The 24,165-nt window shown below is 64.2% G+C and carries 20 protein-coding genes; 9 read left to right on the top strand and 11 right to left on the bottom strand.

The window, feature by feature from the left end; all coding sequences use genetic code 11:
- Positions 1-49: 49 nt before the first annotated feature.
- The 4 genes from ACYOEI_RS21110 to ACYOEI_RS21095 all read right to left on the bottom strand — a co-directional run bounded on the left by ACYOEI_RS21110 (position 50) and on the right by ACYOEI_RS21095 (position 6,028).
- The gene (locus tag ACYOEI_RS21110) at positions 50-856 is read right to left on the bottom strand and encodes a DUF4190 domain-containing protein (protein ID WP_462851545.1); all 807 of its coding nucleotides are present in this window, start codon (positions 854-856) and stop codon (positions 50-52) included.
- Positions 857-1,000: 144 nt separating this feature from the next.
- Entirely contained in the window at positions 1,001-1,531 is a 531-nt protein-coding gene (locus ACYOEI_RS21105) for a hypothetical protein (protein ID WP_462851544.1), read from the bottom strand.
- Between the two features lie 330 nt (positions 1,532-1,861).
- Positions 1,862-2,899 carry an SMP-30/gluconolactonase/LRE family protein gene (locus tag ACYOEI_RS21100; RefSeq protein ID WP_462851543.1) on the bottom strand — a complete coding sequence of 346 codons (1,038 nt, stop codon included), beginning with the start codon at positions 2,897-2,899 and terminating at the stop codon, positions 1,862-1,864.
- Between the two features lie 318 nt (positions 2,900-3,217).
- Positions 3,218-6,028, bottom strand: coding sequence for a tetratricopeptide repeat protein (locus tag ACYOEI_RS21095; protein WP_462851542.1), 2,811 nt, complete (start codon positions 6,026-6,028; stop codon positions 3,218-3,220).
- A 259-nt stretch (positions 6,029-6,287) separates the two neighbouring features.
- Here ACYOEI_RS21095 and ACYOEI_RS21090 point away from each other — a divergent pair, with 259 nt between their 5' ends.
- Positions 6,288-6,830: a peroxiredoxin gene (locus tag ACYOEI_RS21090; protein WP_462851541.1), complete on the top strand. Its 543-nt coding sequence runs from the start codon at positions 6,288-6,290 to the stop codon at positions 6,828-6,830.
- Positions 6,831-7,310: 480 nt separating this feature from the next.
- On the opposite strand, the gene ACYOEI_RS21085 is transcribed toward ACYOEI_RS21090, so the two are convergent.
- Positions 7,311-8,039 carry a TIGR03067 domain-containing protein gene (locus tag ACYOEI_RS21085; RefSeq protein ID WP_462851540.1) on the bottom strand — a complete coding sequence of 243 codons (729 nt, stop codon included), beginning with the start codon at positions 8,037-8,039 and terminating at the stop codon, positions 7,311-7,313.
- A gap of 376 nt (positions 8,040-8,415) precedes the next feature.
- On the opposite strand from ACYOEI_RS21085, the gene ACYOEI_RS21080 reads away from it, so the two are divergent.
- Positions 8,416-9,372 (top strand): DUF6599 family protein, encoded by a 957-nt coding sequence (locus ACYOEI_RS21080; protein ID WP_462851539.1) that lies wholly within the window; start codon positions 8,416-8,418, stop codon positions 9,370-9,372.
- A gap of 173 nt (positions 9,373-9,545) precedes the next feature.
- On the opposite strand, the gene ACYOEI_RS21075 is transcribed toward ACYOEI_RS21080, so the two are convergent.
- From ACYOEI_RS21075 to ACYOEI_RS21055, 5 genes are all read right to left on the bottom strand, one after another.
- Positions 9,546-10,580 (bottom strand): aldo/keto reductase, encoded by a 1,035-nt coding sequence (locus tag ACYOEI_RS21075; protein ID WP_462851538.1) that lies wholly within the window; start codon positions 10,578-10,580, stop codon positions 9,546-9,548.
- A gap of 164 nt (positions 10,581-10,744) precedes the next feature.
- On the bottom strand, positions 10,745-10,936 hold the full coding sequence (locus tag ACYOEI_RS21070) for a hypothetical protein (RefSeq protein WP_462851537.1): 192 nt from the start codon (positions 10,934-10,936) through the stop codon (positions 10,745-10,747).
- Positions 10,937-11,115: 179 nt separating this feature from the next.
- Positions 11,116-11,709, bottom strand: coding sequence for a hypothetical protein (locus tag ACYOEI_RS21065; RefSeq protein WP_462851536.1), 594 nt, complete (start codon positions 11,707-11,709; stop codon positions 11,116-11,118).
- Between the two features lie 64 nt (positions 11,710-11,773).
- Complete coding sequence (locus tag ACYOEI_RS21060) at positions 11,774-12,520, bottom strand: SDR family NAD(P)-dependent oxidoreductase (RefSeq protein ID WP_462851535.1); 747 nt, start codon at positions 12,518-12,520, stop codon at positions 11,774-11,776.
- A gap of 76 nt (positions 12,521-12,596) precedes the next feature.
- Positions 12,597-13,352, bottom strand: a complete 756-nt coding sequence (locus ACYOEI_RS21055; RefSeq protein ID WP_462851534.1) for a ThuA domain-containing protein — start codon at positions 13,350-13,352, stop codon at positions 12,597-12,599.
- Between the two features lie 403 nt (positions 13,353-13,755).
- Between ACYOEI_RS21055 and ACYOEI_RS21050 the strand changes: the two genes are divergently transcribed.
- Positions 13,756-14,370, top strand: a complete 615-nt coding sequence (locus ACYOEI_RS21050; protein ID WP_462851533.1) for a sigma-70 family RNA polymerase sigma factor — start codon at positions 13,756-13,758, stop codon at positions 14,368-14,370.
- A 77-nt stretch (positions 14,371-14,447) separates the two neighbouring features.
- Positions 14,448-15,746, top strand: a complete 1,299-nt coding sequence (locus ACYOEI_RS21045) for an anti-sigma factor family protein (protein ID WP_462851532.1) — start codon at positions 14,448-14,450, stop codon at positions 15,744-15,746.
- Between the two features lie 12 nt (positions 15,747-15,758).
- Here the strand turns inward: ACYOEI_RS21045 and ACYOEI_RS21040 are convergent, their stop codons facing one another.
- On the bottom strand, positions 15,759-16,853 hold the full coding sequence (locus tag ACYOEI_RS21040; protein ID WP_462851531.1) for a S49 family peptidase: 1,095 nt from the start codon (positions 16,851-16,853) through the stop codon (positions 15,759-15,761).
- A gap of 134 nt (positions 16,854-16,987) precedes the next feature.
- Here ACYOEI_RS21040 and ACYOEI_RS21035 point away from each other — a divergent pair, with 134 nt between their 5' ends.
- From ACYOEI_RS21035 to ACYOEI_RS21015, 5 genes are all read left to right on the top strand, one after another.
- Positions 16,988-17,911, top strand: coding sequence for a hypothetical protein (locus ACYOEI_RS21035; RefSeq protein ID WP_462851530.1), 924 nt, complete (start codon positions 16,988-16,990; stop codon positions 17,909-17,911).
- Between the two features lie 182 nt (positions 17,912-18,093).
- Complete coding sequence (locus tag ACYOEI_RS21030; protein ID WP_462851529.1) at positions 18,094-19,047, top strand: ABC transporter ATP-binding protein; 954 nt, start codon at positions 18,094-18,096, stop codon at positions 19,045-19,047.
- A gap of 2 nt (positions 19,048-19,049) precedes the next feature.
- The gene (locus ACYOEI_RS21025; RefSeq protein ID WP_462851528.1) at positions 19,050-19,814 is read left to right on the top strand and encodes an ABC transporter permease subunit; all 765 of its coding nucleotides are present in this window, start codon (positions 19,050-19,052) and stop codon (positions 19,812-19,814) included.
- 48 nt (positions 19,815-19,862) lie between these two features.
- Positions 19,863-21,677 carry a GldG family protein gene (locus ACYOEI_RS21020; protein WP_462851527.1) on the top strand — a complete coding sequence of 605 codons (1,815 nt, stop codon included), beginning with the start codon at positions 19,863-19,865 and terminating at the stop codon, positions 21,675-21,677.
- A gap of 119 nt (positions 21,678-21,796) precedes the next feature.
- Positions 21,797-24,142, top strand: coding sequence for a DUF4340 domain-containing protein (locus tag ACYOEI_RS21015; RefSeq protein WP_462851526.1), 2,346 nt, complete (start codon positions 21,797-21,799; stop codon positions 24,140-24,142).
- Positions 24,143-24,165 lie beyond the last annotated feature (23 nt).

The raw sequence follows: 24,165 nt of genomic DNA, 5'->3' as shown, positions 1-24,165 counted from the left end.
CATAGCGACTCGATGCGATCACCTGGCGGGGCCGAGTGCTGCGGGGCGATTAGTGCGCGTGGCCGTGTCCGTCGTCGACGGGCTTGGACTCGATCACGTACGAGGCGGGCTGATACGGGAACTTCGACTCGTCGATCCACCACTCGGGCTTGCCGTCGTGGACGACCTGCTTGAGCAAGAAGAGAGCGGTTTGCTCTTTCTCGGGCTCTCCCTTTTCGGGCGGCGTGTGGACCTCGATCAGTGCCGTCGCATAAGGGCTGATCCCGTCCAGACCATGCGTCTCGATGCCCGTGAAGTGGATTTCCGTACCCGGATGGTCCTCGACTTCCTTCTTGATGGCCAGGATCGCGCCGCTCTGCATCTGGAGTACGTTCTTCTCGGGGGGCTGGCTCTTCAGCATCTTGTAATATTCGTCGGGAGACTTCCCCTCGCGCATCGTGGGGGACGCCGTGTACCAGATGGCGTTCTCGAGCTTCTCGGACTTGAGGACGTCGGCATATTTGGCAGCGAACCGCGAGGCGTCCTGCTTCCGCAGGTAGCCCGTCACCATCGTCATGGTGATCGCACCGAATCCGAAGGCCACGCCGAGAGTGGTCCCGATCTGGGCCAGGGTCCGGCCCGTCCAGATTTCGGGATCCTTCTTGATCCGCCGGTCGGCGTAGAGTCCGAGGAGGACGGCGATGACCGAGAAGGTCAGGAAGTACGGGCTGGTGAAGCTCAGGAGCCCGAGGATCCCGAGAAGGACGCTCAGCACGGCATAAGGATTGATAGCCCGATAGGCCGGGATCTCATTATCGATCCCCGAGTACGATGGCGTCTCTCGAGTCGGCGGGGTCAGATTCTGGTCGACGGCCACGGCTGAAGCTCCTGAAATCGGGCGGCGTTGGGGTTCGATCCGAAAGGTCGGTGCGCGCGGGAGGACACGAAAGGACACGACGCAACCCGCCCGAGGGATCTGGCCCCTTCGAAGCTAATCGGAGGCAAGCGGACCGTCAAGCGATCAACGCGACGCCAGTCCGATGTAGCGGCTGGGGACGAGCGTCGAGAACGCCATCGCGACCCAGTAAACCCCGAGGATCCAGCCCGTGACGTTCGTCCAGGACCAGTGTCGTGCGCCGAGCCGGCAACGCCAGCCGGCCACCAGGACTGCGAGCATCGTCAGCCCCATCGTCTCGTATCCGAGCGGGGTGACCCAGGCCTGCGATCGCCACAATCCCCGGACGGCGGCGGCGCCGTCGAAAATCCAGACGAGGAAGCCGCCGGTCATCCAGAGCAGCTCACCCAGCCCGCGTTCGCTCGACTCGACTCGCGCGAGGACGAACGGGCCGACCATCGCCAGGCAACCGGCGACCGTGTAGATGCTGGCCATCAACTGGTGGGGAGGCCAGTTCACTCGCCCCTTCATGACCAGGAGGCCGAGCCCGTAACTGAGGGCGGCCGCGACCATCAATGCAGTGACCAACGGCGGCGAAGACGTCCCGCTCGACGACGGCGACGCCGAAGACTTGGAGTTTGCGCGTTTGGGGGGCATCGGTGGTGACTTTCCGGAGCGTCAGGAGGTTCAACTCGGGGGGACGTTCCCTCACCATCTCAGGCGGCGAGATGACTCGAGAGATTGATCCTTGCTTCGGACGACAACCACACCGGCATTCATTCGAAAACCGACAAGCAGGCTCCGAATCTGACGACCCCGCCGATGCTCGCGACCCTGCGGGATCCCGACTCGCGAGTCCGACGATCTGACACAAACCACCGGTACGATCGAACGCAGGGAACGACGCCTCGTTCCACTCCCCCTTATCGAAGCGGCCCATCACTCGCGCGGGGGTGGGCGATGGGCCGGTCTCGATACCGCGGGATTTCAGCGACTACCGAACCCAGTCCCGGTGGTGGTCAGTTTGATCCGGGCGAGATACATGTCGGCCGTGATGTAGAGAGTCGAGCCGTCTTCGCCCCAGCCGCAGTTGGCCGTGGCCTCGCCGGTCTCGATCGTCCCGAGGTGGGTCCCGTCGGCGTCGAAGATCAGGACGCCCCCCGGGCCCGTCGCGAACAAGTTGCCGGACCGGTCGACTTTCATCCCATCCGGGAGGCCCTTCTTGGACTTCGCCATCGGCGTCGCGTCGAAGAAGACTCGACCCTTGCCAAGCGTGCCGTCGTCCTTGACGTCGAAGGCCATCCAGATCGCCCGGGCCGAGTCGGAATTCGCGACGTACAAGGTCTTCTCGTCGGGCGAGAGGGCGATGCCGTTGGGGTAGGAGAGCTCCGTGGTCAACAGGGTCACGCCGGTCTTCGAGACCCGATACACCCCGTTGAACTTCAGCTCCTTCGCCGGGTCGTTGTTCTGCCCGAGGAGTCCGTAGGGCGGGTCGGTGAAGTAGAGGTCGCCGTTGGACTTGAACACCGCGTCGTTCGGGCTGTTGAACCGCTTCCCTTCGTAACGGTCGGCGATGTTCCCGAACGGCCGCCCTTCCCCTTCAAACAGGGCCACGCGACGATCGCCGTGCTGGCAGAGGACGAGCTGGCCGCTCGAATTCATCACCAAGCCGTTGGAGCCAGGCTCGCCGCCTCGAGGGGTGGTGCCTGTGTATCCGCTCGGCTTGAGGAAGACCTTGACCCCTTCTCCGTCCTTCCAGCGGAAGACCGTGTTCTGGGGCACGTCGGAGAAGAGCAGGAAGCCCCCACGCTTATCCCAGACGGGCCCTTCGGACCAGTCGAAGCCCTCCGCGAGCTTCTCCAGCGTCGCATCCTTCGGGATGATCCGGTCGAGGCGAGGGTCCTTACGCTCGATCGAACCAAAGCTTGGATAAGACTTCCGCTCCTGTGCGTTCGCGGAGAGGCCGCCGATTGCGAGCGTCGCCCAGGACACCAGGACGACGAGACGAAGCCGATTCGTGGTCATGATCATGCCTTCACGGGAGAGTCATGCGTCCCTACGCGGCAACGACTTTTTTGAGGGTTGGGACGCGCCTCGACCTTATCCCGCGCCGACTCGACCGGCAATCCCGTGCCCCTCTCGTTCCGGAACAATTCGCCGGTCCTCGTCGCCGACCCGATCGAAAATAAGCTCCAAAATCCCACCCGAAACGCGGAATTGGTGCGGGATGTGACGGATCAAGGGTAGCACCGGTTGTTCCAACCGGCGCCACCCGAATCGGGTAGGAGCCTCTCTACCCAGCCGACGCATGCGACAGCACCGATCGCGCTGTGGGGCACACGCTCAGCGAGTGCTGTAAGGTACAACCTCCGACACGATCGATTCCGCAGCCGTCCTCGAGTAGGTGCTCGGGGCGATTCCCACCGCCTTGCGTGCTTCGGCGAGGGCCTCGTTGGCGTGGCCCTCATCCTGTTCGAGCACGGCCAGTCCGTAGCGGGCCTCGAAGAGGCTCGGGTCGAGTCGGAGGGCCTCCTGATATTGCTTTCGAGCCTCCCCGAAGTCCCCTTCCGCGAGGTAGGTGATCGCGACCCGAGCCGGTCGGATGGCGGGTTGGGGAGGCGGGACGGCCTTGCCCCAAAGGGTACGGGCCGCCTCGGTCTCGCCGAGGTGGAGGCGGAGTGTTGCGATTCGATCCGAGACGTCCCAGGGGCGGTTCTCGGCCGGATAGGCGGACTCCAGGAGCGTCGCCGCCGATTCCGCGCGGCCCTTATCGAGGAGTTGGGTCACGACCTGATCGAGCTCGCCCAGGTTCTTCCAGGCGTTCGAAGGCATCGGTCCCATCTTCGACCGAATCTGAGTGAGCTCGGCCTCGGCACCGAGCTGTCGAGCCTGCTGCTCCTGGTTGATCGGCTTGAGGGTCAACTGATGCTCGAGCAAAGGGGCCGCCGCCTCGTCCATGCCCCGCTTCTGGTACTCCATGACGAGGAGCATCAGGGTCAGGAAGTCGTCGGGGGCGGTCCGGTGGGCTCTTAGGAGCGAGTGCGTCGCGCGGACCGTCGGCAGGTCGAAGACGGGGTCGAAGGGGAACCGATAGCGCGGGACCGCGCGATCGAGGACCGGCTCGCGGGTCGCCTCGAGCTCACCGGCGAGCTTCCAGCCATCCGCGGCGTCGGGGGCGATCCGCTGGATCCGACGCGCGTAGTCGAGTCCCAGCATGGCGAGCGGTCGTGCTTGGTCCGAGCGGCCCTTGGACTGGCAGATATTCGCATACAGCCAGAGGGTTTTACCTATCGCCTTGAGGGCTCGGAGGCCGCTCGGCTCGACCTTGGAATCGGGGTGAAAGTGGCGGGCGGCGAAGTCGACCGTGTGCGACCGGACGACCCCCTTGTAGGCGTCGTGGACGAACACCGCGGCGATCGGGTCGAACCAGACGCAGCGCCAGTGCTGGCTCGTCATCAGGTTCGCGCCGAGGTTCGCGGCGTCGGCGTTCCCGGCGAGGATCGCCGGCCGCTTGAGGTCGTCGAGCTCCCTCGACCACGCGGACTCATCCCTGTCCAGCGAGATGCGTTTGCGCAAGTTGATGTAGCGTTCGAACACCTCGGGGCCGATCACCTCGAGTCGAGCGTCGGCGAAGACCTTCCGCTCGGGACCGTTGTAGTAGTCATAGAGGCCCGAATAGCCGTCGTGGAAGCTGATAAATCGCTCGGGCATCCCCGGCTTCCCACTGAACTTGATCGCCTCGTGCGGATACCAGAGCGGTTCCTCCCCCAGGCCGATCTCCCGGCCTTCCGCGGTGAGGTCGTAGTATTTCCCGGTGGCCACGACGACGAAGAGGACGGCCAGACAAACCTGCGTGACGACCTTCGGCAAGAGCGTGAACCCCGAGATGCCGACCCCTTCGGAAACGCGCCGGGCGCGGACCGCCGCGACCCACTCGCCGAAATTCCAGGCGGTCACCGCGCCGACGACGGCCGCAAACTGGTGGCTGTTTCGCGTCGCCTGCCAGCTCAGGAAGCTGAACGACGCGAAGAGGAGGAGTCGGAAGACACTCAGGCTCCACATCGGCTCGCGTTCCTCGGCCCCCTTCCCGGCTTTCTTCTTCCGAGGCTTCGACGGCTTTTCGCCCTCCTTGGCCTTCTTCCCTTTGCGAGGAGTCGCGTCCAGTTCGTCGGCCGACCGAGCCGCGCGAAGCCGAGTGGCCATCGTCCAGGTCATCGGGATCAGGAAGCTGAATGCCCCGAGGACCATGGTGATGAGGTGGAGCTGGAGCGGGACGTTCGACCAGCCGACGTTCCGCTTGATGAACGTCGGGATCGGTGTGAGCTCGGCGATGTTCTCCGAGAAGACGGGATTGCCCATCGTCCCGGCGAGCTGGATCGGATAGAGCGCCCCGATCAGGCCGTAGGGGTTGAACAGGCACGCGGCGCCCGTCAACAACGTCGAGATCCCCACGACCCGCCACCAGCGCTTCTTCCCTTCGGAGAACGCCCCCGGCCGGAGGATGGCGTCGATCAGGGCGAATCCGAGGACGATCGGCCCCAGCACGAAGAGTCCTTGCGTATTGACCCACGCGAGCTGGACGACCGGCAACAAGAACGCCCACCTCGGCTCCCGATGCAGGCGGGCGAGGATCGCCAGATCGATCGACAGATAGAGGAGTGAGAGCGTCTCGGGCCGGACATACATGCGCCCGCTCAGGACGAGGAGCGCCGGGAACCAGGCGAGGAGCATCACCGAAACGGGCCAGTCACGCTTTTTTGCCGCGATCAGCAAGAGGAGTGCCGCGCAGGTGATGACGCACTTGGCCAGGTTCAGCGCGGGGACGCCGCCGTGCTGATACCCCCAACTGATCGCGACCTGGAAAAGCCAATGCAGGTCGATCCAGGGAGCCTTCGGGACCGTGAACGTATAGAGGTCGGTCGAGGGGACCTGCCCCGTCTGCCGGATCAGGTCGCCGGTCCGGAGGTGCCACCAGAAGTCGGTGTCCTTGAGCGGGAAAATGCCGAGGAGGAACGCCAGCGCGAGGAACGACGCGATCAGCGCCCAGTCGAACAGCCTCAAGCCCGGCGACCCGTCGAGGAGGGCGAGCGAGGACGCCTTGGTGGACGTCAGGGACCGCGACTTTCGCGCCGGGGGGCTCTCCGAAGGCATCATCGATCCTCGGGACGGGACGGGAGACTCACGCCTTGGGCACGCATACCGCGAGCCCGACGACAAGGCTGTTGCTGAGGACGGCCGTTCCCATCGAGTCTAACGCGGTCCGAGGGCCAGGGTCGAGAGCGTCCGAGGCCTTCAGGTCGCCATCGACCCGTCCGCGTCGTTGAAATCGTTCGGTTGTGGTGCTACCTTCGGTCTCGGCATTCCCGGCCTTTGGCCGGGAGGCGGTCGAAACCTCTACCATCAGGAGTTCGAGATGAGCCAGTCGATCGGGAGAATCGCCGTGCTCGGGCTAGGCATGGTCCTGGCCGGCGGTCTAACGCGTGCGGCCGATGCCGACTTGAAGGTCGGCGACAAGGCCCCCCCCTTCTCGCTCGTCGGGACGGACGGTCAGACCTATTCGCTCGAGGACTTCAAGGGCAAGAAGTCCGTCGTCCTCGCCTGGTTCCCCAAGGCCGACACGCCGGGCTGCACGATCGAGTGCAAGTCGATCAAGGAGAATGGCGACCTCCTCAAGCCGCTCCATATCGCCTACTTCACGGCCAGCGTCGACAAGCCCGCCGACAACAAGAAGTTCGCCGAGAAGCTCGGCCTCGACTACCCCATCCTGAGCGATCCCGACAAGACCGTCGCCGAAGCCTACGGCGTCGTCCACGGCGCCCGCAAGGTCGCCGAGCGCTGGACGTTCTACATCGGCAAGGACGGCACCATCAAGGCGATCGACAAGAAGATCGACACCAAGAAGGCCGCCGCCGATATCGCCACCAAGGTCAAAGAGCTGAGCCTCTCGGGCGAGTAGTCGCCCGCTATCAATTCGCCCTCTGGCGGCCAGGAAGGCCGCCCGCCATCTGCCGAAGGCCCTCTCTTCCCTCCCTCGCTATTGGCGTTGCAACTCACCCCAGCGGCACTTCAGTTCTCGGGGGAACTGATGCGGGTGCTGAGCATGTCGCGCCCCAAGAGTGTGCCGAACCCGACTCGTCACGGCGGATTGTGCTTGTATGTTGATGTCAAAGTCGACCTTAATCCATCGTTAATCCACGGCCTCCGGCCGTGCGACCCGAAGAGCTTCGAGCGATCCGGCGTGCATACTCCGGCGTTTCACAAAGGTATCGGCATGCGGTGAGAAGATCAGGATAGCCTCCGCTGCGTGCGACAGGGAAGAACTTGGCTTGCCCGATCCTCGTGCCCCCGACGGGGGCTACTTCACGTAGACGGTCCCCTCGGGGGGCCTCCCTAATACCACGGCCTTTGGGCGTGGTTGGTTATTTCTGTGGCCCACTCAGTGAGGGGCGTCGATCTCGTAGATCAGTTTCTGGAGAAAAGCGAGCCGATTTCTCAGTTCTTTCTCTTTGGCAGGCACTGGGTTTGTGTCGCGGATCACGCTGTTGGTCGTCTCAACCTCCAGCTTCAGCCGGCCCTGAACCCATTGGTAAAGGCTGGTGGTATGGCCCGCGCGAAGTGCGGCCTTGCGCAGCTCGGCGAGTTTCGCTGTATCGGCCTGGGTCGGAGTGACTGGGAGTTGGAAAGCCAGCAGTCGATCGACGTCCAGAATGGACCGCCCGATCGCGGTTGCCTCGTCCTCCCGCTCGTACTCGACGAGGAACAGTTGATCGCCTGCCGTCGTCTTGAACGCCTTGGGACGGCCTTTGCCGCTGAGATCGTAGCAGACTTTGAGAGTGTCGCCGTCCTTCTCATAGATGCAGAGCATCGTCCTGCCCTTGTTGGGCCCTTCGGTGCCGGTAATGTCCATCTGCTTGGGCGTCTTCGACGGGTCCAACTTCACGATCCCGTGATCGGGTTTATCACCGACCGTGACGATGGACTTGCCGTCACCGATGACCAGCCTGATCGATTTGCGAACCTCGTCGGGGAACCTCGCTCCCCCGAGTTCGGCGGACGAGGGTGACCAGGTTCCGTCCGTCGACTCTGCCCCCATTTTTGCGTCGTCGCTCCGGACGGGCGACGAGCATAAAATCATCAGGACAAATGAAAGAAATGGCTTGATCATGAGATTGGCCTACGTGTTGGGTTTGCTCTCGAGCCGGTTTCGAGGATCGAAAGGTTTCTGAGCCTACGGGCGTTCATCTCGGGGACGACCTAGCTTCCAGCTTTTTCGCACGCTCAACAGTGTGAAAAGACTCCTATGTAATACATGCCACGACACCTGTAACTTCAAGATGGAAGACGAATTGGATAGGCCATCGAACGTCACCGCACCATCGTAAACAAACTAGAAAATAGGTCTGACTTTGCGCATGCCCGACTCCGCGTACTCCCCGGCCGAAGTGCCCACAGAGCTCTGTCTGACGACGCTATTCCCAAAGGTCTTGCCTTTCGCGGCGTCTCTCCCATACCGTAAAAAAAGCCCCGAAAAGGAGGATCTCATGAGAGGATTGCTGGCCTCGCTGCCGCTGATATTCCCCGTCCTCGTCGTCGCCCAGGACTCCGTCGGCCCCGTCAAAGACGTGCCTCCCCAGATCACGGCCGAAATGAAAGCCAAGACGGAAACCATCGCACGGGCACTCGAGGCCCTCATGCCCGAGGGCTTCTCGAAGAAGAGCCTGGTTGAGCGTTACACCGAAGCCAATTTGTACGAGAAGATCGATGGCCGGTCTGAACTGGTTCAGTCCTACGACGTGACCGGCATGACCTTCGTCACGTTCTCCAAGGCGGACGACCCATCCAAGTTCATCGACGTCTTCCTCTACGACATGACCACTCCACTCGGCGCCTTCGGCGTCTATTCGGTCGAGCGCTCGCCTGGCAGCAAGCCCATCGCCATCGGCGACGGCGGCCACCACACCGGGGCCGATCTCTTCTTCCGGAAGGGCCAGTACTACGCGACGATCCTGACGTCGGGAACTGACAATGAGGTCCAGAAGGCGACATCGGCCCTGGCTGAGACGCTCGCGAATCGCCTGAAGGGCGAAACTGCGGAGTTGTGGGGTCTTGCCATGCTCCCGGCGAAGAACCGGATCGACGATACGGTCCAGTACCTCATGGTCGATGCCCTGGGGCTCGATTTTCTGACCAACGCGTTCAAGGCCCAATACCGCGACGGTGACTTTCAGTTCACGGCCTTCGTCGCGCGATGCAAATCCGCCGCGGACGCCGCGGAAGTCCTGGCCAAGTACAAGGCCCACCTCGAAGAATTCGGCAACCTCGCCGAACCGGCCAGGATCGAGGGGGCGTCGGTCATGCTCGCCGAGGTGGGCGGAGGCGATTTCGAGGGCGTCTGCCAGGTCGGCGACGTCATCGCCGGTGTCACGGCAGTCAATGGCCGCGATGTGGCCGTCAAGGCCATGACCTTCCTGCTCAAAGGGCTGAGGATGCCGAAATGACCTGGCGTCGCGTCTCCTGATGGGCCAAGAGGTTGGCCAGTCCCTTCGGATCGGGGCCAACCTCCGGCTTCTCAGGCTTCATCAACGGACCGTTCGTCCGCCTCGAGGATATACCGACCCGGCGAAAGGTACGTGCAACCCCGCCGTCGAAGCATACCATCGTGTCGAGTCGATCAAGCCGTGACGAAGAGCTCTGCCGAGCGCTGAACCGCGGCGAGGTTCTCTTTGAAATGGGCGAAGTTCTGCATGTCCGAATTGACCACGTCGACGCCGTGGGCGAGGACAAACGCATAGGACCGTTGCCAGGCCGAAAGCCCCGATTCCATCAGCTTGTCGCTGTAGTGCCCGTCGAAGGCCTTCTCCAAATCCTTGCCGCCGCGGGACGACAAGTAACGGGCCGCCTTCATGCCGACGAGACCGATGCCGGCGTCCTGGGCCCGCTTCAGCGTGGGCTGGAGCTTATCCATCGACGGCGTGCCGGGAAGGAGACTCTTCGAATCCCAGTCGTACCACCCGGCGGGGGTGATCGCGATCATGGCGAGGTCATACCAGCCGGTTTCAATCATGGCCTCGAGCACCTGCTGCGCCCGCTTGTGGGTACTCACGCCCCAATGGCCCACCTTCCCGGCCTGTTTCGCCTTGAGGAAGGCCTCATGCAGTTGCTCGCAGCGGATGACCTCCGGCTCGCCGACGCCCATGAGGTAGTAGGCGTCCACATAGTCGGTACCCAGATCGGTGAGGCTCGCGTCGAGCAGCCCCGTCCAGTAATCGGCCAGAAACTTGCCCTGCTCGACGGTCAGTGCCTTGCCCGGCTCGTAACCGTCGACCGGACGCAACGGCGCCTTGGACGTGACCCAGATTTTGCCGCGGTGCGCCGCGAGGAAGGGGGCGAAGGCACGCTCGCTCCCCTTGTAATAGGCGTTGGAGCCGAGATCGTAAAAGTTCACGCCCACGTCGAACGCCGCGTTGAGCAACCGGACGGCCTTCCCGCCCATCAACGCCGCGCCGCCGCCGAAGACCAGGCGGCTACACATGAAATTCGTCCGTCCGAGCTTGCGATACGGCATGCCGCTCCGCTCGTTGCGGTGGATCAGCCCGTCTGCCGGCGCGTCCTGCGCCCCTGCCGTCGACACGACGGCCGCCGTGGCGGTGGCCGCAGCGGTGGACTTGATGAAGGCCCGACGGTTCATCTCGTAAGGTGCGGTCATGGTGCTACCCCTGCATCCGGTCGATCCCGGCATAGCGACACGGCGCCACTCTAGGTTGGAAGGGCGGATCGCGTCAACCTTCGGCAGTGGGTCGGTTTGAATTCTCAGGTGTTTTCGAGTCACGGCCGGGCGCGTTCACTGACCCCAAGTCCCCAGGGCCTGATTCAGATGGACAGCGTCGATTCGATCGAGAAATGCGTTTGCTCGATCTCACGCGTGCCGAGCAATAAGATGTCGGCTGGGATTCCCACCATTTTGAAGATCGCGTGCCGCAGGTGTCGCCGAATTGCTATCGCTTTGTCGTAGCCGTTCACGGCCTCATATAGCATTTGCCAATACATCAGGACGGCGCGCACCACTACCCTCTCGCACAAATGGGCTTTGGCGATCGAATGGGCCAGTTCTTCTCTCGAACCGCACAGCGGTTAGCGCAGACCGCTCCCTTCGATGGGCGTTCTCGTCGCGTCAATGGTTTCCCGGTCTCTCGAGCTTGCACCATCTCGCGCTTGCTACGCCGATCCCGACGAGCGTCTCATCATCCCTGGCGTTGCAACTCACCCCAGCGCCATTTCAGATCGCCGAGGATCCGCCAGAAGAGTCGGCTGTGCATTCGCCCGGGGACTCGGCCGCAGGAGCTGGCTTTGTAGGAGTCGGGCTCGGTGTATTCGAGGTGGTGCGCCATCTCGTGGAGGAACGTGTCGAAGAGTTCTTCGAGGGGGCGTCGGCCGAGCTCGCGATCGTGGGAGTAGATGCGCACGAGGTTTCGGGTGCGGTAGTAGCCGCCCAGGACCCTGGTCGTTGGCCTCGTGTTGATTTCGAGCTCGTAGGCGACCTTGCAGGTGATGATCCGCTCGAGGCGGCTTCGGAACAAGGGCGCGAGGGCTGAGACGGGCGCCTCGAAGCGGCGAGGGGGACCCACGGGTCCCGGAATGGCTTCGAAGGAGGCGGATGGGGTGGTTGCCGGCTCGGGGGCAGGAGCGGGCGCGGGCTCCGGGCGGGGGGCGTGCTCGATGACTAGCCGGCCGCCGATCTGGGCGGCCTGGAGGGCGAGTCGTTGGACGTCGAATTGACCGGGGTCGATCAATTGACGTCCGCCGTTGGGATGGACGAGCCAGTAACGCTCGGACATGCGATGACCCTGGTCCGATCCGATCCGATCCGAGGGAGGTTTTCCTCTGGCCTGCCAGGTCCATTCAATAGGTGGCGCGGCCGCCGCTGATGTCGTAGCACTGGCCGGTGGTGAAGCTCGCCTCGGGGCTGACGAGGTAGTGGACGAGCGCGGCCACTTCCTCGACGGTGCCCGGGCGGCCCATCGGGATCTTTGAAAGCATATATTCGACGGTGCTCGGTGCCATCCCATCCAGGATCGGGGTTCGGATGACCGCCGGCGCAATCGCGTTGACCGTCACATTCGCCTTGCCCGCGAGTTCCTTGGCGAGCGACTTGGTCATCGCGATGACCGCCGCCTTCGACGCCGAGTAGGGCAAGAGGGTCGGATTCCCTTCCTTGCCGGCGATCGAGGCGATGTTAAGGATGCGCCCGTAACCTCGCTCCAGCATCCCAGGGACGGCCGCCTTGCAGAAGAGGTAGGGGCCGAGCACGTTGATGTCGAGCACCCGACGGACCTCGTCGAGCTCGAGGTTCCAGCTCAGGTCGGTCTTGCCCGTGACCCCCGCGTTGTTGACGAGGATGGTGAGGGGACCGACCTCCCGGGCGATTTTGGCCATCGCGGCGTTGACGTCGGCCTCGGAGCGGACGTCGCCGACGAGGCCGATGCCTCCGAGGCTCTCCGCCACGAGCTTGGCCCGTTCGGGGTTCGCGTCGAACACCGAGACCTTGGCCCCGGCCTGGTGAAGCCGACGCGCGATCCCTTCGCCGATCCCCTGTCCCCCGCCCGTGACGAGCGCCGATTGTCCCGACAGTCCGAAGAAGTCCGCCATGCGTCGCTGCTCTCTCCCGTTGAAGTTCCCATCGCGACGAGCCGAATGCCGGGCGAGGCCTCGACCTCGGCCTCGGTCAGTTCAAACGGCCCGCGGCCCACCGCGTCCCCCGGATGAGGGTATCGATGAACTGGCGGTTGTGCATCGCCTTCAAGTCGTGCCCGAGCGCACTATGATACATCCTCCCCTTGCCGTAACCGGAGAGGAAGAGCAAGGGCTGGGTTTTCCCCTTGTAATCTCCGGCGGCGAGGACATGGATGTTCTTCTGGAGCTTGAGGTTCGTGTACATCTCGTCGGTCGTGGTGAAGGTCGAACCGAGACCTTGCGTGATCGGGTGATTCAGGTCGACGACCGTGACGCGGAACGGACCATAGGCCGGGTGGAAGGTGCTGCGGCCGGGGAAGGCGGTTCCGTTCGATCGCCAGGCACCTCCGACGAGTCGTTCATATTCGGGCCAGCCGGGGAAGGCGTTGTCGGCGGCATGGAGCACGACCAGGCCTCCGCCCTGCCGGACGTAGTCGAGGAGGTTTTCCTCCCGCTCGGGCGTCCAGCGCGGGTCTCGGTTGAGGTTCAGGATCAGGACCTGATACCCGACCAAGGATTTACGGTCTGACAGGACCGGCGCGTCGGGATCTTCGGAGACGTCGACGGAAAAATATCCGCTCGCTTCCAAGGTCTTCTTCAGGTAGGGGGTGGTCGCTTCCCAGTCGTGGTCGTTGACTCCGGTCAGGATCAACGCTCGCGCTTTTGCCGGTTCGGCCGGGGAGGATCCGGGGGTCGAGACGTTCGGGGTCGAGAACGCAATGGCCAGTACCAGGAGGAATGCGGTCACGGGAAGGGCCTCCGTACAAGGCGGGTGTCGGCGATCGCACGCCTCCGTTCGGGCGTAGCCCACCATAACGCGCCGAGGGGTCGATGGCCATGGGAAGCCGTATCACCGGAGGGGCCCGAGCTCCGGACGGAATCCCATGATCGACTGTGAGTTACCACGTGAGGAAGGTCCGGGGGCAGGGCCTCGAATCAGGCTCGAGGGGTCGAAGGTCGCTTTGGACTTCGCCCGCGAGGGGGTCTCGCGAAACGGTGAGGAAATTCGCCCCGATCGGCCGGATCGTATAGGATGAACGTAGAAGGGATCAGTCCGGATGGACTCGGGCATCCTCGTCTGCCGGGGAGCGATTGCCGACGCCCCGCGATCCCCGGCCGTTACTTTTTTGTCGGAACGATTTCCAACCCCGGTGCGTCTAAGGTTACTGATGATCGGGTGTCACGACGACAAATGCCTCATTGATGCATGTCGAGCGGGGAACACGGAAGCGTTTGGGCTCCTGATCCAACGATATCAGGATCGCCTTTACCCGACCGTCTTCCGCCTGACCGGCTGCGCGGAGGATGCCCTCGACCTCTTGCAAGACGCGTTTCTCCGTGCCTTCGAAAAGTTGGACCACTTCCAGGGCGAGAGCTCGTTCTACACGTGGATCTACCGGATCGCGGTCAACCTGGCCTTGAGCGGTCGACGTCGGCGAAGGCCCACCCTGTCGTTGCGGAACGACCGCGACGGGAGTGTGATCGAGCCGTACGACTCGGAGGAGAGCGATCCCGGCGCTCGCCTCGAGCGGGCCGAACGCGACCGCTCGATCCAGGACGCGTTGAACGCCCTGGCCCCAGATCATCGGGCGGTCGTGGTGATGAAGGAGTACGACGGGCTGCGTTACGAAGAAATTGGGGCCGTACTAGGGATCCCCGTGGGCACGGTGCGAAGCCGTCTGCATCGGGCCCGCTGCGAGCTTCGCGAGCGGTTGCGAGGCGTTGTCGAGGAGGGTGTTCCGGAGCGGCACGCCTCGAACCACTGAGCTCACTGTTTGATCGCAAAATATAACCGACCGGGCAAGAGGCCCTGACGCCGTTGGCCCTGACCCGCTGAGAGACCATGAATTTCGACGACGAATCGATCCTATCGGCCTATATCGACGGCGAGCTCGACCCTGAGGATCGGCAACGGGTCGAGTTGGCCATCCTCTCCGACCCGTTCCTCGATGAACGAGTTCGGCAGTTGTCGAGCGTCCAGCAATGGGTCGGCCAGCTCTCGCGACCGACCTCGGGCGTCGACCTGACGTCCTCCGTCCTCCAGGCGATCGACCGGCAGCTGACGTATGGCCCGACCATGCCCAGCTCTCGCCGGTTCGCTGGTTGGCGGGCCGTCGCAGAGTATGCCGTGGCCGCGACGATCGTCCTGTCGTTGTCGGCGGGCCTGTGGACCGTGCTCAAGATCGTCCCACCGAACGTGAGGACGCCGGTCCAGGTCGCGAAGACGACCGCGCCGGTGCGTAAGCCCGACGGTCGGGTTGTCCCCTGGCCTCCCAGGCCTGTTGCGCGGACGACGGTCGCACGGGCCACGAGCCCCGCCGAGGTCAAGCCGGTCCTCGTCGCTTCGGCTAGCTCTGCCCCGGCTTCCCTTGCCCCTGCCCCCGCGCCGGTCCGTCAGGACGCGCAAGGGGATCGGAAGCGGATGCGAGAGATGCTCGCGAACTCCGGCTCTCGCGTGGTCTTCTTCGTCACCGACGTGATCGGCGGCCATGCGAGCGATCAGGTCAACTCGCTCGTCAAAGAGATGCCGCGGCTCGACTCGTCGTATGGACGAATCACGGTCGGCCAGGGGATCGTCATCGATCCCAGTCGTCCCGACGAGGCGACGGTTTACGCCCTCGTGATGAACGATCGCGAGGTCGAGCGGTTCCGAGATAAGCTCCAGGGGGCGTTCCCGAAGTCACTCAAGGAGGCCGGGGCGAGCTCGGATGTGGTCGCACGACTTTCCGACGTCGGGCAGATCGCCTACTTCGACGGACAGTCGGCTGCGGACCTCGTGCCCGTGCCTCGCGAGTCGACCACGCACGTCGTGACGAAGTCTGCCTCGAAGGCTCAGCGTGCGGAGAAGGTCGCGTATGCTCCCGAGTTCGATGGGATCACGGTCGTGGAAGTCCACGAGGCCGAGGGTTCTAGCTCGACGCAGGAAGAACCGACCCCGCAGCAGTTGCGAAGCGGGTCCCACCCGTCGAATCGCAACCTGAAGGACTCCGATCCTCCCGCGATCGTCGCCGATCGAGCCTCGTCGACGAAGGGTGCAGGCCCCGCCGACCCCGCGAAAGGTGGGACTCGTCGCCCTCAGTCCTCTTCCGTGGTTCTGGTCTGGGTTTCGACGCCGAAGGGCGCGGGGACTCGAGTCCGCTGAGATGGTCCGACTCTACTGGCCGCCGGCTCGCGTGATCGTCGGGTCGGGTTGCCAGAGGTAGAGGAACGTGGGAAGCTTACTGCGCTCCAGGCCAGGATAGCTGATGGGGATCAGGTCCGTCTGGAGCGGGACGTTCGGGACGATGGCATAGATCGAGCGAGTCGGATGGCCCGCGCGTTGAAACAAGACCACCTCCGAACTCGACGTACCCACGGCGCGATCGGCCTCGGCCAGCGCGTCCTCGACGTAGCCGAGCTGGTCGATCATGTGCAGGGCCAAGGCCCGGGGGGCCGAAACGATCCGTCCGTCGGCGATCGCCTTATGATCGGCGGGCGTCATCATCGGCCGACATCGCGTGATCCGGTCCGTGAATCGACCGCGGAATCCGTCCGCCATCTCCTGGAAGAGGGCCCGGGTCGAGTCGGACATGGGGGCGGTGACAGTCCCCATGTCGAGCAGCTCGCCGGACTTGATCGGCTCGATGCGGACGTTAAGCTGCGACATGGCGTCTTCGAGGTTCGCGTGGTTGATGAGCGCTCCGACGCCGCCTGTAATGGTCGTCGGCAAGGCAATGATCCGGTCACAACCGACGGCCAGGTAATAGCCGCCCCCGGTCGCCACATCCATGAGGCAGGCGACGGTCGGCTTGCCCGTGCCGAGTCGGAAACGCCTCAACTCCTCGGCCATGATGTCGGAGGCCGCCACGCCACCGCCGGGGGTATGGATACGCACTACGAGCGCACGAACTCGAGGGTCGGCCGCCGCCGCCTCGAGCTTCTCGCGGAAGGCCGAGACCGGATTCTCGCCGACCGAGTAGAGGCCGGTCCGGTTCTGGTTCACGAGGACCCCGTCGACGTCCACGAGCGCGATCCGAGGAGAGTCAGGGCCGGCAATCCCTCCTCGGACGACGACCGGAACCATCGGCCCGGGGTCGGGTGCGGTCGGCATCTTGACGTCGAGCGTCCCCTGGATGCCCGCATTGACGTTCGCGTCGGCCTGGATTTTGCCGGCAATCGGGATCGTGTGACAACCGGAGAGCATCATCGCCAAGACAAAAAGCAGGCGGGTGTGCTCTCGCGTCATGCCAGGCGTCTTTTCCGTGAACATTGGCGAGGTTTCCCGGCGACCGACGCCACCCTTGGCGACACCGGTCGCGTGCGATTCGTGTCCGCATCATCCTTGAGATCGGCACGAACGCCGGGAAACTTGGCCGCGACATCCTCACGACCCCAAAAACCGATATGATCCGTATTGCTATTCTTGTCGTCACGATTTGCGCCGGGCCCACGGTCAAGGCCGACGTCGAGGGCGCTCATGCCGCGAACCCCGCGTACCGGGCCCTGCTCGAGCAAGGCCTGGTGATCGAGGGGCAGAGCATCACCCTGGCTCCTCCCAGGCTCCGAGACGGGCAATCCGCGGAGGAACAACGGAAGCTTGTCCGGGAGATCGCCGGGTCGGAGCGGGCGGCCATGGAGTTCCTCAGGGATTCGGTCTCCGCGCCGTTCGTCCTCAAGATTCGAGAAGAGTCACCGCGGAAAGAAGTCCTGATTCGAGGGGCGGATCTCTGGTTCGCGGTTCGCGCCGACCTGGAGGCCCTCCGTCCGGGCGAAATGACGGCCAAATCTCCGGACCAGCCCCCCGTCGAGGTGGGGAACATGCGATTCGCCACGAAGATCTTCGCCGAGAAGGAACTGTCGGGGCGTGGGCTCTCCGGGTCGACCAAGGGGCTCGACCAGTGGTATGTCCACACGACCGGTCGGCTGCTGGACCGGCTCCACGTCGAGGCGACGAATCAGGTCGTGGCGACGCGGGCGACCGACTCTTGGGTCATCGCGTCGTTAACCGACCCGCAGTTTGCCGGGGATCGCGAATTCCCGAATCGATGGTGGGCGATCACGCGGAAGGGGGCGACGGAGACGCCAGGCCAGGTGTATCCTTACGCCGGGGGTGCGAGCTATGTGAAGATCAGCCGACTGGTCGAAGATCCGGGGACGCTCCTGGTCGAATCCCATTTCGTCTTCGCCGAACCCCGCGCCTGGTTCGACGGCGCCCCGATCCTCCGCTCGAAGATCAGTTTGATCGCCCAGGACCAGATCCGTCGGCTCCGTCGAGAGCTGGCCAAATTGCGTTCGACGACCACCGGAAAGGCGAATACGACGCGTTGACGGTGGGACGTTCGGACCGTCACGAGACGGCGAACCGACCGTAGTTAGACCTAAAAACGTGGGATTGAGCTGTTGTCCGGAACACCCCGAGGTTGGGTGTCGGTTTCTGAAACGCCCCGACGGCCGGAGCCTGGCGGAAACGCAAAGGCGGGCCTGGGCCTTCTCCGATTCGTGGACCCCCAATGATCCAGGTGGATCGGCTGTCGAAGCGATATGGCTCGGTGAAGGCGGTCGAACGCTTGACGTTCTCCGTCGGCCGGGGCGAGATCGTCGGGCTGCTCGGACCCAATGGCGCCGGCAAGACCACGACGATGCGGATCCTGACCACTTTCCTGCCGCCGACGAGCGGTCGGGCGAGGCTCGCGGGGCACGACGTCCTCGACGAGCCGCTCGAGGTCAGGCGCCGGGTCGGCTACCTCCCTGAGAACGTTCCTCTCTATACCGAGATGAGGGTCCGGGAGTACCTGACCTATCGGGCCCGGCTCAAGGATGTCCCGCGGTCGAAGCGACGCTCGGCGATCGACGAAGTCATCTCCCGTTGCCGACTCAACGACGTCGAGTCGCGGATCCTCGGCCAGCTCTCGAAAGGCTATCGCCAGCGAGTCGGGCTCGCCGAGGCGATGGTGCACGACCCGGACATCCTGATCCTCGACGAGCCGACGGCGGGCCTCGACCCGATCCAGATCCGCGAGGTCCGAGCGCTGATTCGAGAGCTCGGGGACCGGCATACGATCCTGCTGTCGACCCACATCATGTCCGAGGTCGAGGCCGTCTGCGGACGAGTCATCGTCATCGCCCGAGGCCAGATCGCCCTCGACGACCAACTCGACCGGCTCCAGGCCGAGAGCTCGATCGTCGTCGAATCGTCCGGTCCCGCGGATGCGGTCCGGCGAGGCCTCGAGGGAGTCCCGGGGGTCGTCCGGGTCCAGGCCGGGTCGAAGGACGGTGAGTTCACCACGTTCCAGGTCCAGACCCGAGACGGGGCCGACCTCCGCGTGGAGCTCGCGAGACGAGTTCACCAAAACAACTGGCCGCTCCGTCAGCTCGACCTGAGACGCGTCACCCTGGAAGATCGATTCATCCAGGCGGTCAACCGTGCTTCCCTCGTCGCCGACACCGAACGCGAGGCCGTCTGAGAATGCGACACGTCCCGACATTGCTCCGGCGCGAACTGGCCGCTTACTTCCTCGGCCCGATGGCGTTCCTGATTTTGCTCGCCTTCCAGGTCATCGCCTGGCTCAACTTCTGGGATTTGATCGACAGCCTGAGCCAAGGGCAGCAGAGTCTCTCGAGCCTGCGAGACCCGCTCAACAGCTACATCTCGGGGAGCGCCCCGTTCTGGATCGCGATGATGGTCGCGATCCCCGCGCTGACGATGCGGCTCCTCGCCGAGGAGTGGCGCTCGGGCACGATCGAGTCGCTCCTGACGGTCCCCGTGACCGAGTCCGAGATCGTCGTCGCGAAGTGGCTCGCGGGCGTCGTCATGTACCTGATGCTGCTCCTGCCCTTCGCGATCTATCTGCCTTTCCTCTACTACCAGGCGAAGTTCCACTTCGACCCGGGCCCGGTCACTGCGCTCGGCATCGGCCTGACCACTCTGGGGATGATGTTCATCTCGATCGGGCTCTTTTTCAGCGCCTTGACTCGTAATCAGATCATCGCCGCCATCTGGACGTTCGCCGTCCTATTCCTGCTCATCCTGCTGACCCGGCTCGTCTACTTCTACGCGGCGGGCCAGCAGCTCGACTGGATCGAGGGGCTACGCTTCATCTCGGTCCTGAGCCAGGTGCAGAGCTTCGGCTCGGGCCAGCTCGACCTGAGGTTTTTGGCGCTGCACCTCTCGGTCAGCGTGTTCATGCTCTACCTGACGGTCAAGGCGCTCCAGTCTCGCAAGGTCCGCTGAGCGTCTCGCGCGGATGATGATATGCCGACGTTTTTCGGGGTAGTGTCCATGGCACAGAGCTTGTCGTCGTTCCTCGCAAGGCCGGAGCTGTGGGCGCTCGTGCTCGCCTTCGCGGCCTTCCTCGTCCTCTACTGGGCCTTGCGGGGTTCCCCGGTCGGGCAGGCGGCGGAAGACGAAGGGGAAGACTCCCCTCGCGGCGGCTACCGCGACCGCGTCATCGCGGCCGTCGTCGTTGGCCTGATCCTCGTCATGGCGGGAGCCTATGTGGCGACGAATCGGAGCGTCCCCTGGTCGATCCCCCCCTTCGTGGTCGGCTTCGGGATCTTGCTGACACTGATCGCCGTCAACCAGCGTCATCGACACGCCAGCCCGACACTCCGGCGGACCTTGGACGTCTCCAGCACGGTTCTCCACGCGACGCTGATCGCGGGTATCCTAATCGTGCTCAACGTCCTGGCGTTCCGCTATGGCGGGCGTGCCCTCGACTTCACTCGTGAGCGGACGTTTTCGCTCTCGTCGCTCACCGCCAATCAACTGGCCAGCCTGAAACGGCCCGTCGCGTTCACGCTCTTCTACGGCGACAGTCCGCGTGCCCAGCTCGAGTCGGACCGCGTCCGGCAACTTTTGGAGCTCTATAAGGCCGCCAAGCCCGACTCGGTGCGGGTCGACTCGATCAACCCGTATCGGGATCTCCAGAAATTTGAAGATATCATGAAGCGTATCCCCGAAGTGGCCGTCACCCAGGGGGGGGGTGTCCTCGTCGAGTATGGCGAGGGGGAGACTGCGACCCGGGTCGTCGTGCGCAACAGCGACCTGTTTGAGCTCCCGCGCTCGGCCCGCGTCGAGGACAACACGGCCCTGTTCGAGTCGTCATTTCACGGCGAGGATGCGTTGACCTCGGCCCTCATCGGTCTCCGTGAGGAGAAGCGGCCCAAGGTCGTCTTCACGACCGGACATGGCGAGGCGTCGATCGCGGGGACAGATCCCCGCAAACAGGGCATTGGCGTCTGGAAGACGGGGCTTACTGCCCTCGGGGCCGACGCCGTCGAGGCGAACTTGCTCCGCGACGAGATCCCCGAGGGCACGTCGCTCGTGATCGTGGTCGCCCCCAGGAGCCCGTTCAAGCCCGACGAGGTCGCGAAGATCAAGACCTTTTCGGAACGGGGCGGTCCGCTCTTGATCCTCTCAGGAAGCCCCGACCCGACGGGGTTGGAAGACTTGCTCAAGTCGTTCAACATCGCGATGAGTCAGGGGATCGTCATCGACCGGAGCCTGAACTGGCGAGGGCAGGCGGGGCTCGTCTTCGTGCCGATCACTCCGGACACCCGCCACCCGATCGTCGACCCGCTCATGAGTCGCGCGACGTTGGTCCCCGCGGCCAGGGCGATCCACCCCCCGGTCGTTGCGACCGGCATCCCCGCCAATGCGAACGTGGTGGTCTCTCCCCTGCTCCGGACCGGGAAGCAATCGTGGTCCGAATCCGCCCCGACGGAACGTCCCGTCACGTTCGATAAGGCGAAGGACGAGCTCGGGCCGATCACCGTGGGCGTGGCCGTCACCGACCGTGCCAAGCCCGGCGACGAGTCGTCGGCGAGGCCCAGGCTGGTCTTCGTCTCGTCCGACGTGTTCGCGGACAACACGATGCTCGCGCTGGAGCCGACGAATCAGGATGTGCTAATGAACGCGATCGGCTGGCTCCGGGGCCGCTCGGACCTCCAGGGGATCGCGCCCAAGACACACGTCTCGCTCACGCTCGCCGCCGACCCCGTGCTCAGGGCCCGCCTGATCATGGTGCCGACCGTCATGGCAGTGCTCCTGATCGTCGCGCTCGGGATCGCAACCTACGTGGCGCGTCGCGAATGAACCGGACAGGCGTGGGCGGTCGTGCGTGCTCATAAACAGGAACCGAGACGCAGATCGCCTTCCACTCGAGATTTCGAAGCCAAGGCCCGACCAATCGAGACCCAAACCGGTTCGATGCCATGAAGAAGCACCACACCACCATCGTCTTGCTCACGCTGTTCTTCACGGGGCTGATCGTCCTCTGGTGGGCCGACTACGCCGAGATCCCGACGGCTGAGCAACTCCGACGGGCGAGCGGACTCGTCCTCCCGGAGTTGAACGACGTCCAGGCCGGCGAAGTCCGCCGCGTCGAGGTCGATCAACTCGCCGGCAAATCCGAGGGGACGGACGCGACACGCCACCTCGTGTTCGAACGTCGAGGGGAAGGGTGGCAGTTGATCAAGCCCGTCGACGTCGCGGCGGATCCGTCGAGGATCGAGGCCCTCGTGCGGAATCTCAAACTCCTCAAGCGAGTCCCAGACGCCGGGACGATCGTCGACCCCGCGAATCAGTTTGGTTTCGACCCCGCCCAGGCCGTGATCCGGGCCTTCGGCAAGGACGCGAAGACTCTCCTGGCGACCCTTGAGGTCGGCAAGGCCGTCCGAGACCGGCTCTACGTCCGCCCCGCGGGACAGACGGGGGTGGAGGTCGTCGACGGCCGGCCGTTCCAGGGTATTAGTCAGCCCCTAGCCGATTGGCGAGATAAGGCCGTCTTCAACCTCCCGTCCTTCCTCGTCGCGGGCTTCTCCGTCTCGGGGCCGTCGCGAGACCTCAAGGCCGAACGTCTCGAAGGGCATTGGAAGTTGTCGAGTCCGATCCGAGCCTTGGCCGAGGACTCGAAGGTCGAGGAGGCGCTCGGGGAGCTCACATCCTTGACGGTCTCGGAAGGGACCAAAGGATTCGTCGCCGACGACGTGCGCGACCTCAATCCTTATGGTCTCGAGAAGGACCCCATGAAAGTGGAGCTCGTGCCCCCGCCGGGCCGAGGCCAGCCTCAGACGTTGCTGGTGGGGAAGGCGGTCTCGGACAAGCCGGAAAAGTTCTATGCCGTCCGATCCGACCAGAATGACGTCTTCGTGGTCGATGCGAAGGGGTTCCGCGAACTCGGGCTCAACCCGAACGCCTTGCGCAGCAAGAAGGTGACCGACTTCATCCCGGCGCTCGCGGATCGGATCCGCATCGAAGCCTATAACCATGTGTTCGATCTTGCCAGGACGACGAACGGTTGGGAACTGCTCAGGCCGACCCGGGAACGGGCCGACGCCGAGTCGATCCCTGGGTTGCTCACGAAACTGAGCGAGCTGGAGACGAGCGAATTCTTCGGGGAGGACAAGGTTTCCAATCCCGAGCTCGACCCTCCCCTGCTCACGCTCAAGGTCTGGCAAGCACTCCCCGGGAAGAAGCCAGCCCCCGAGCCTTCGCCGGAACGGACGGATGCTCCCCGCGTCGACCTCAAGTTTGGTCGCCATGACGCCTTGAGGAAGGCTGCCTACGCTCGAGTCGAGGGGGATCGGACGATCCTCGTCTTCCCCGACGCGTTCCTCGCACTCCTCCCCAAGAACGAGTTCGCTTTCCGCAACCGATCGGTCGTGAGCCTTAGCCCGAGCCAGGTGACGCAACTGAGCGTCGCTCGCGACGGCCAGACGTTCACGCTCGTCGGCGGTTCCGCAAGCGATCCCAATCGTTGGCGGGTGACGTCACCGATCGAGGCGCCCGCGAACGACGAGGCCGTGACCAAGGCCCTCCTCATCCTGTCCCACCTGACGGCCGAACGGCTCGTCGCCGACAGCAAGACCGACGGAAAGCCTTATGGGTTCGATTCTCCCAACATGACGGTCTCGTGGGTGGTCCCCGACGACAAGGGTCAGTTCGTGACGAAGACGCTCGTCGTGGGGGCGAAGTTCCCCGGCAAAGAGTTCTGGTTCGCGAAGGCGACCGACGTCCCCTACATCTTTACCGTCCCTGATGGTGCCATCCTCCCCTTCCATGAAGAGTTCCGAAGTCGCCGGGTCCTCAGCTTCGCCCCGAAGCAGGTGAAGGGCCTGACCTTGCGTTGGGCCGACCGTACCCTGGCGTTTGCCCACAGCCCCACGCCTCGGGGAGGGCCGGGCGACTGGAGTCCGTTGTCCGGGACCGACGTTTCGGGGTTCGACGTCTCGCGCATCGATACACTCGCCTCCGACCTCTCGCGGTTCCAGACCCGAAAGTTCCTCCAGTACAAGGGGGCGATCCCCGAGTCTTCGGGCCTGAAGGCTCCTCGGTTGACCGTCGAGATCCAACCCGCGGCCCCCTCGGCGCCGATCGTCCTACGGATTGGGAACGCCTTCGGCGAGGGCGAGTTCCAGGCGACGACGGATACCGGGGCCGACGGCGCCGTCTTCCTGATCTCGGGGACTGGTTGGGCCGACCTGCTCAAGCCCGAAGCCTCTGCCTCGAAGTCGGAACTCCCCGACGACGTCTTCGCCCCCGCTCCCAAGGCACCCTAATCCCAACTGGCGGGGAGATCCGG

Source organism: Singulisphaera rosea, assembly GCF_054877945.1.
This window is presented reverse-complemented; position numbering and strand designations above follow the sequence as displayed.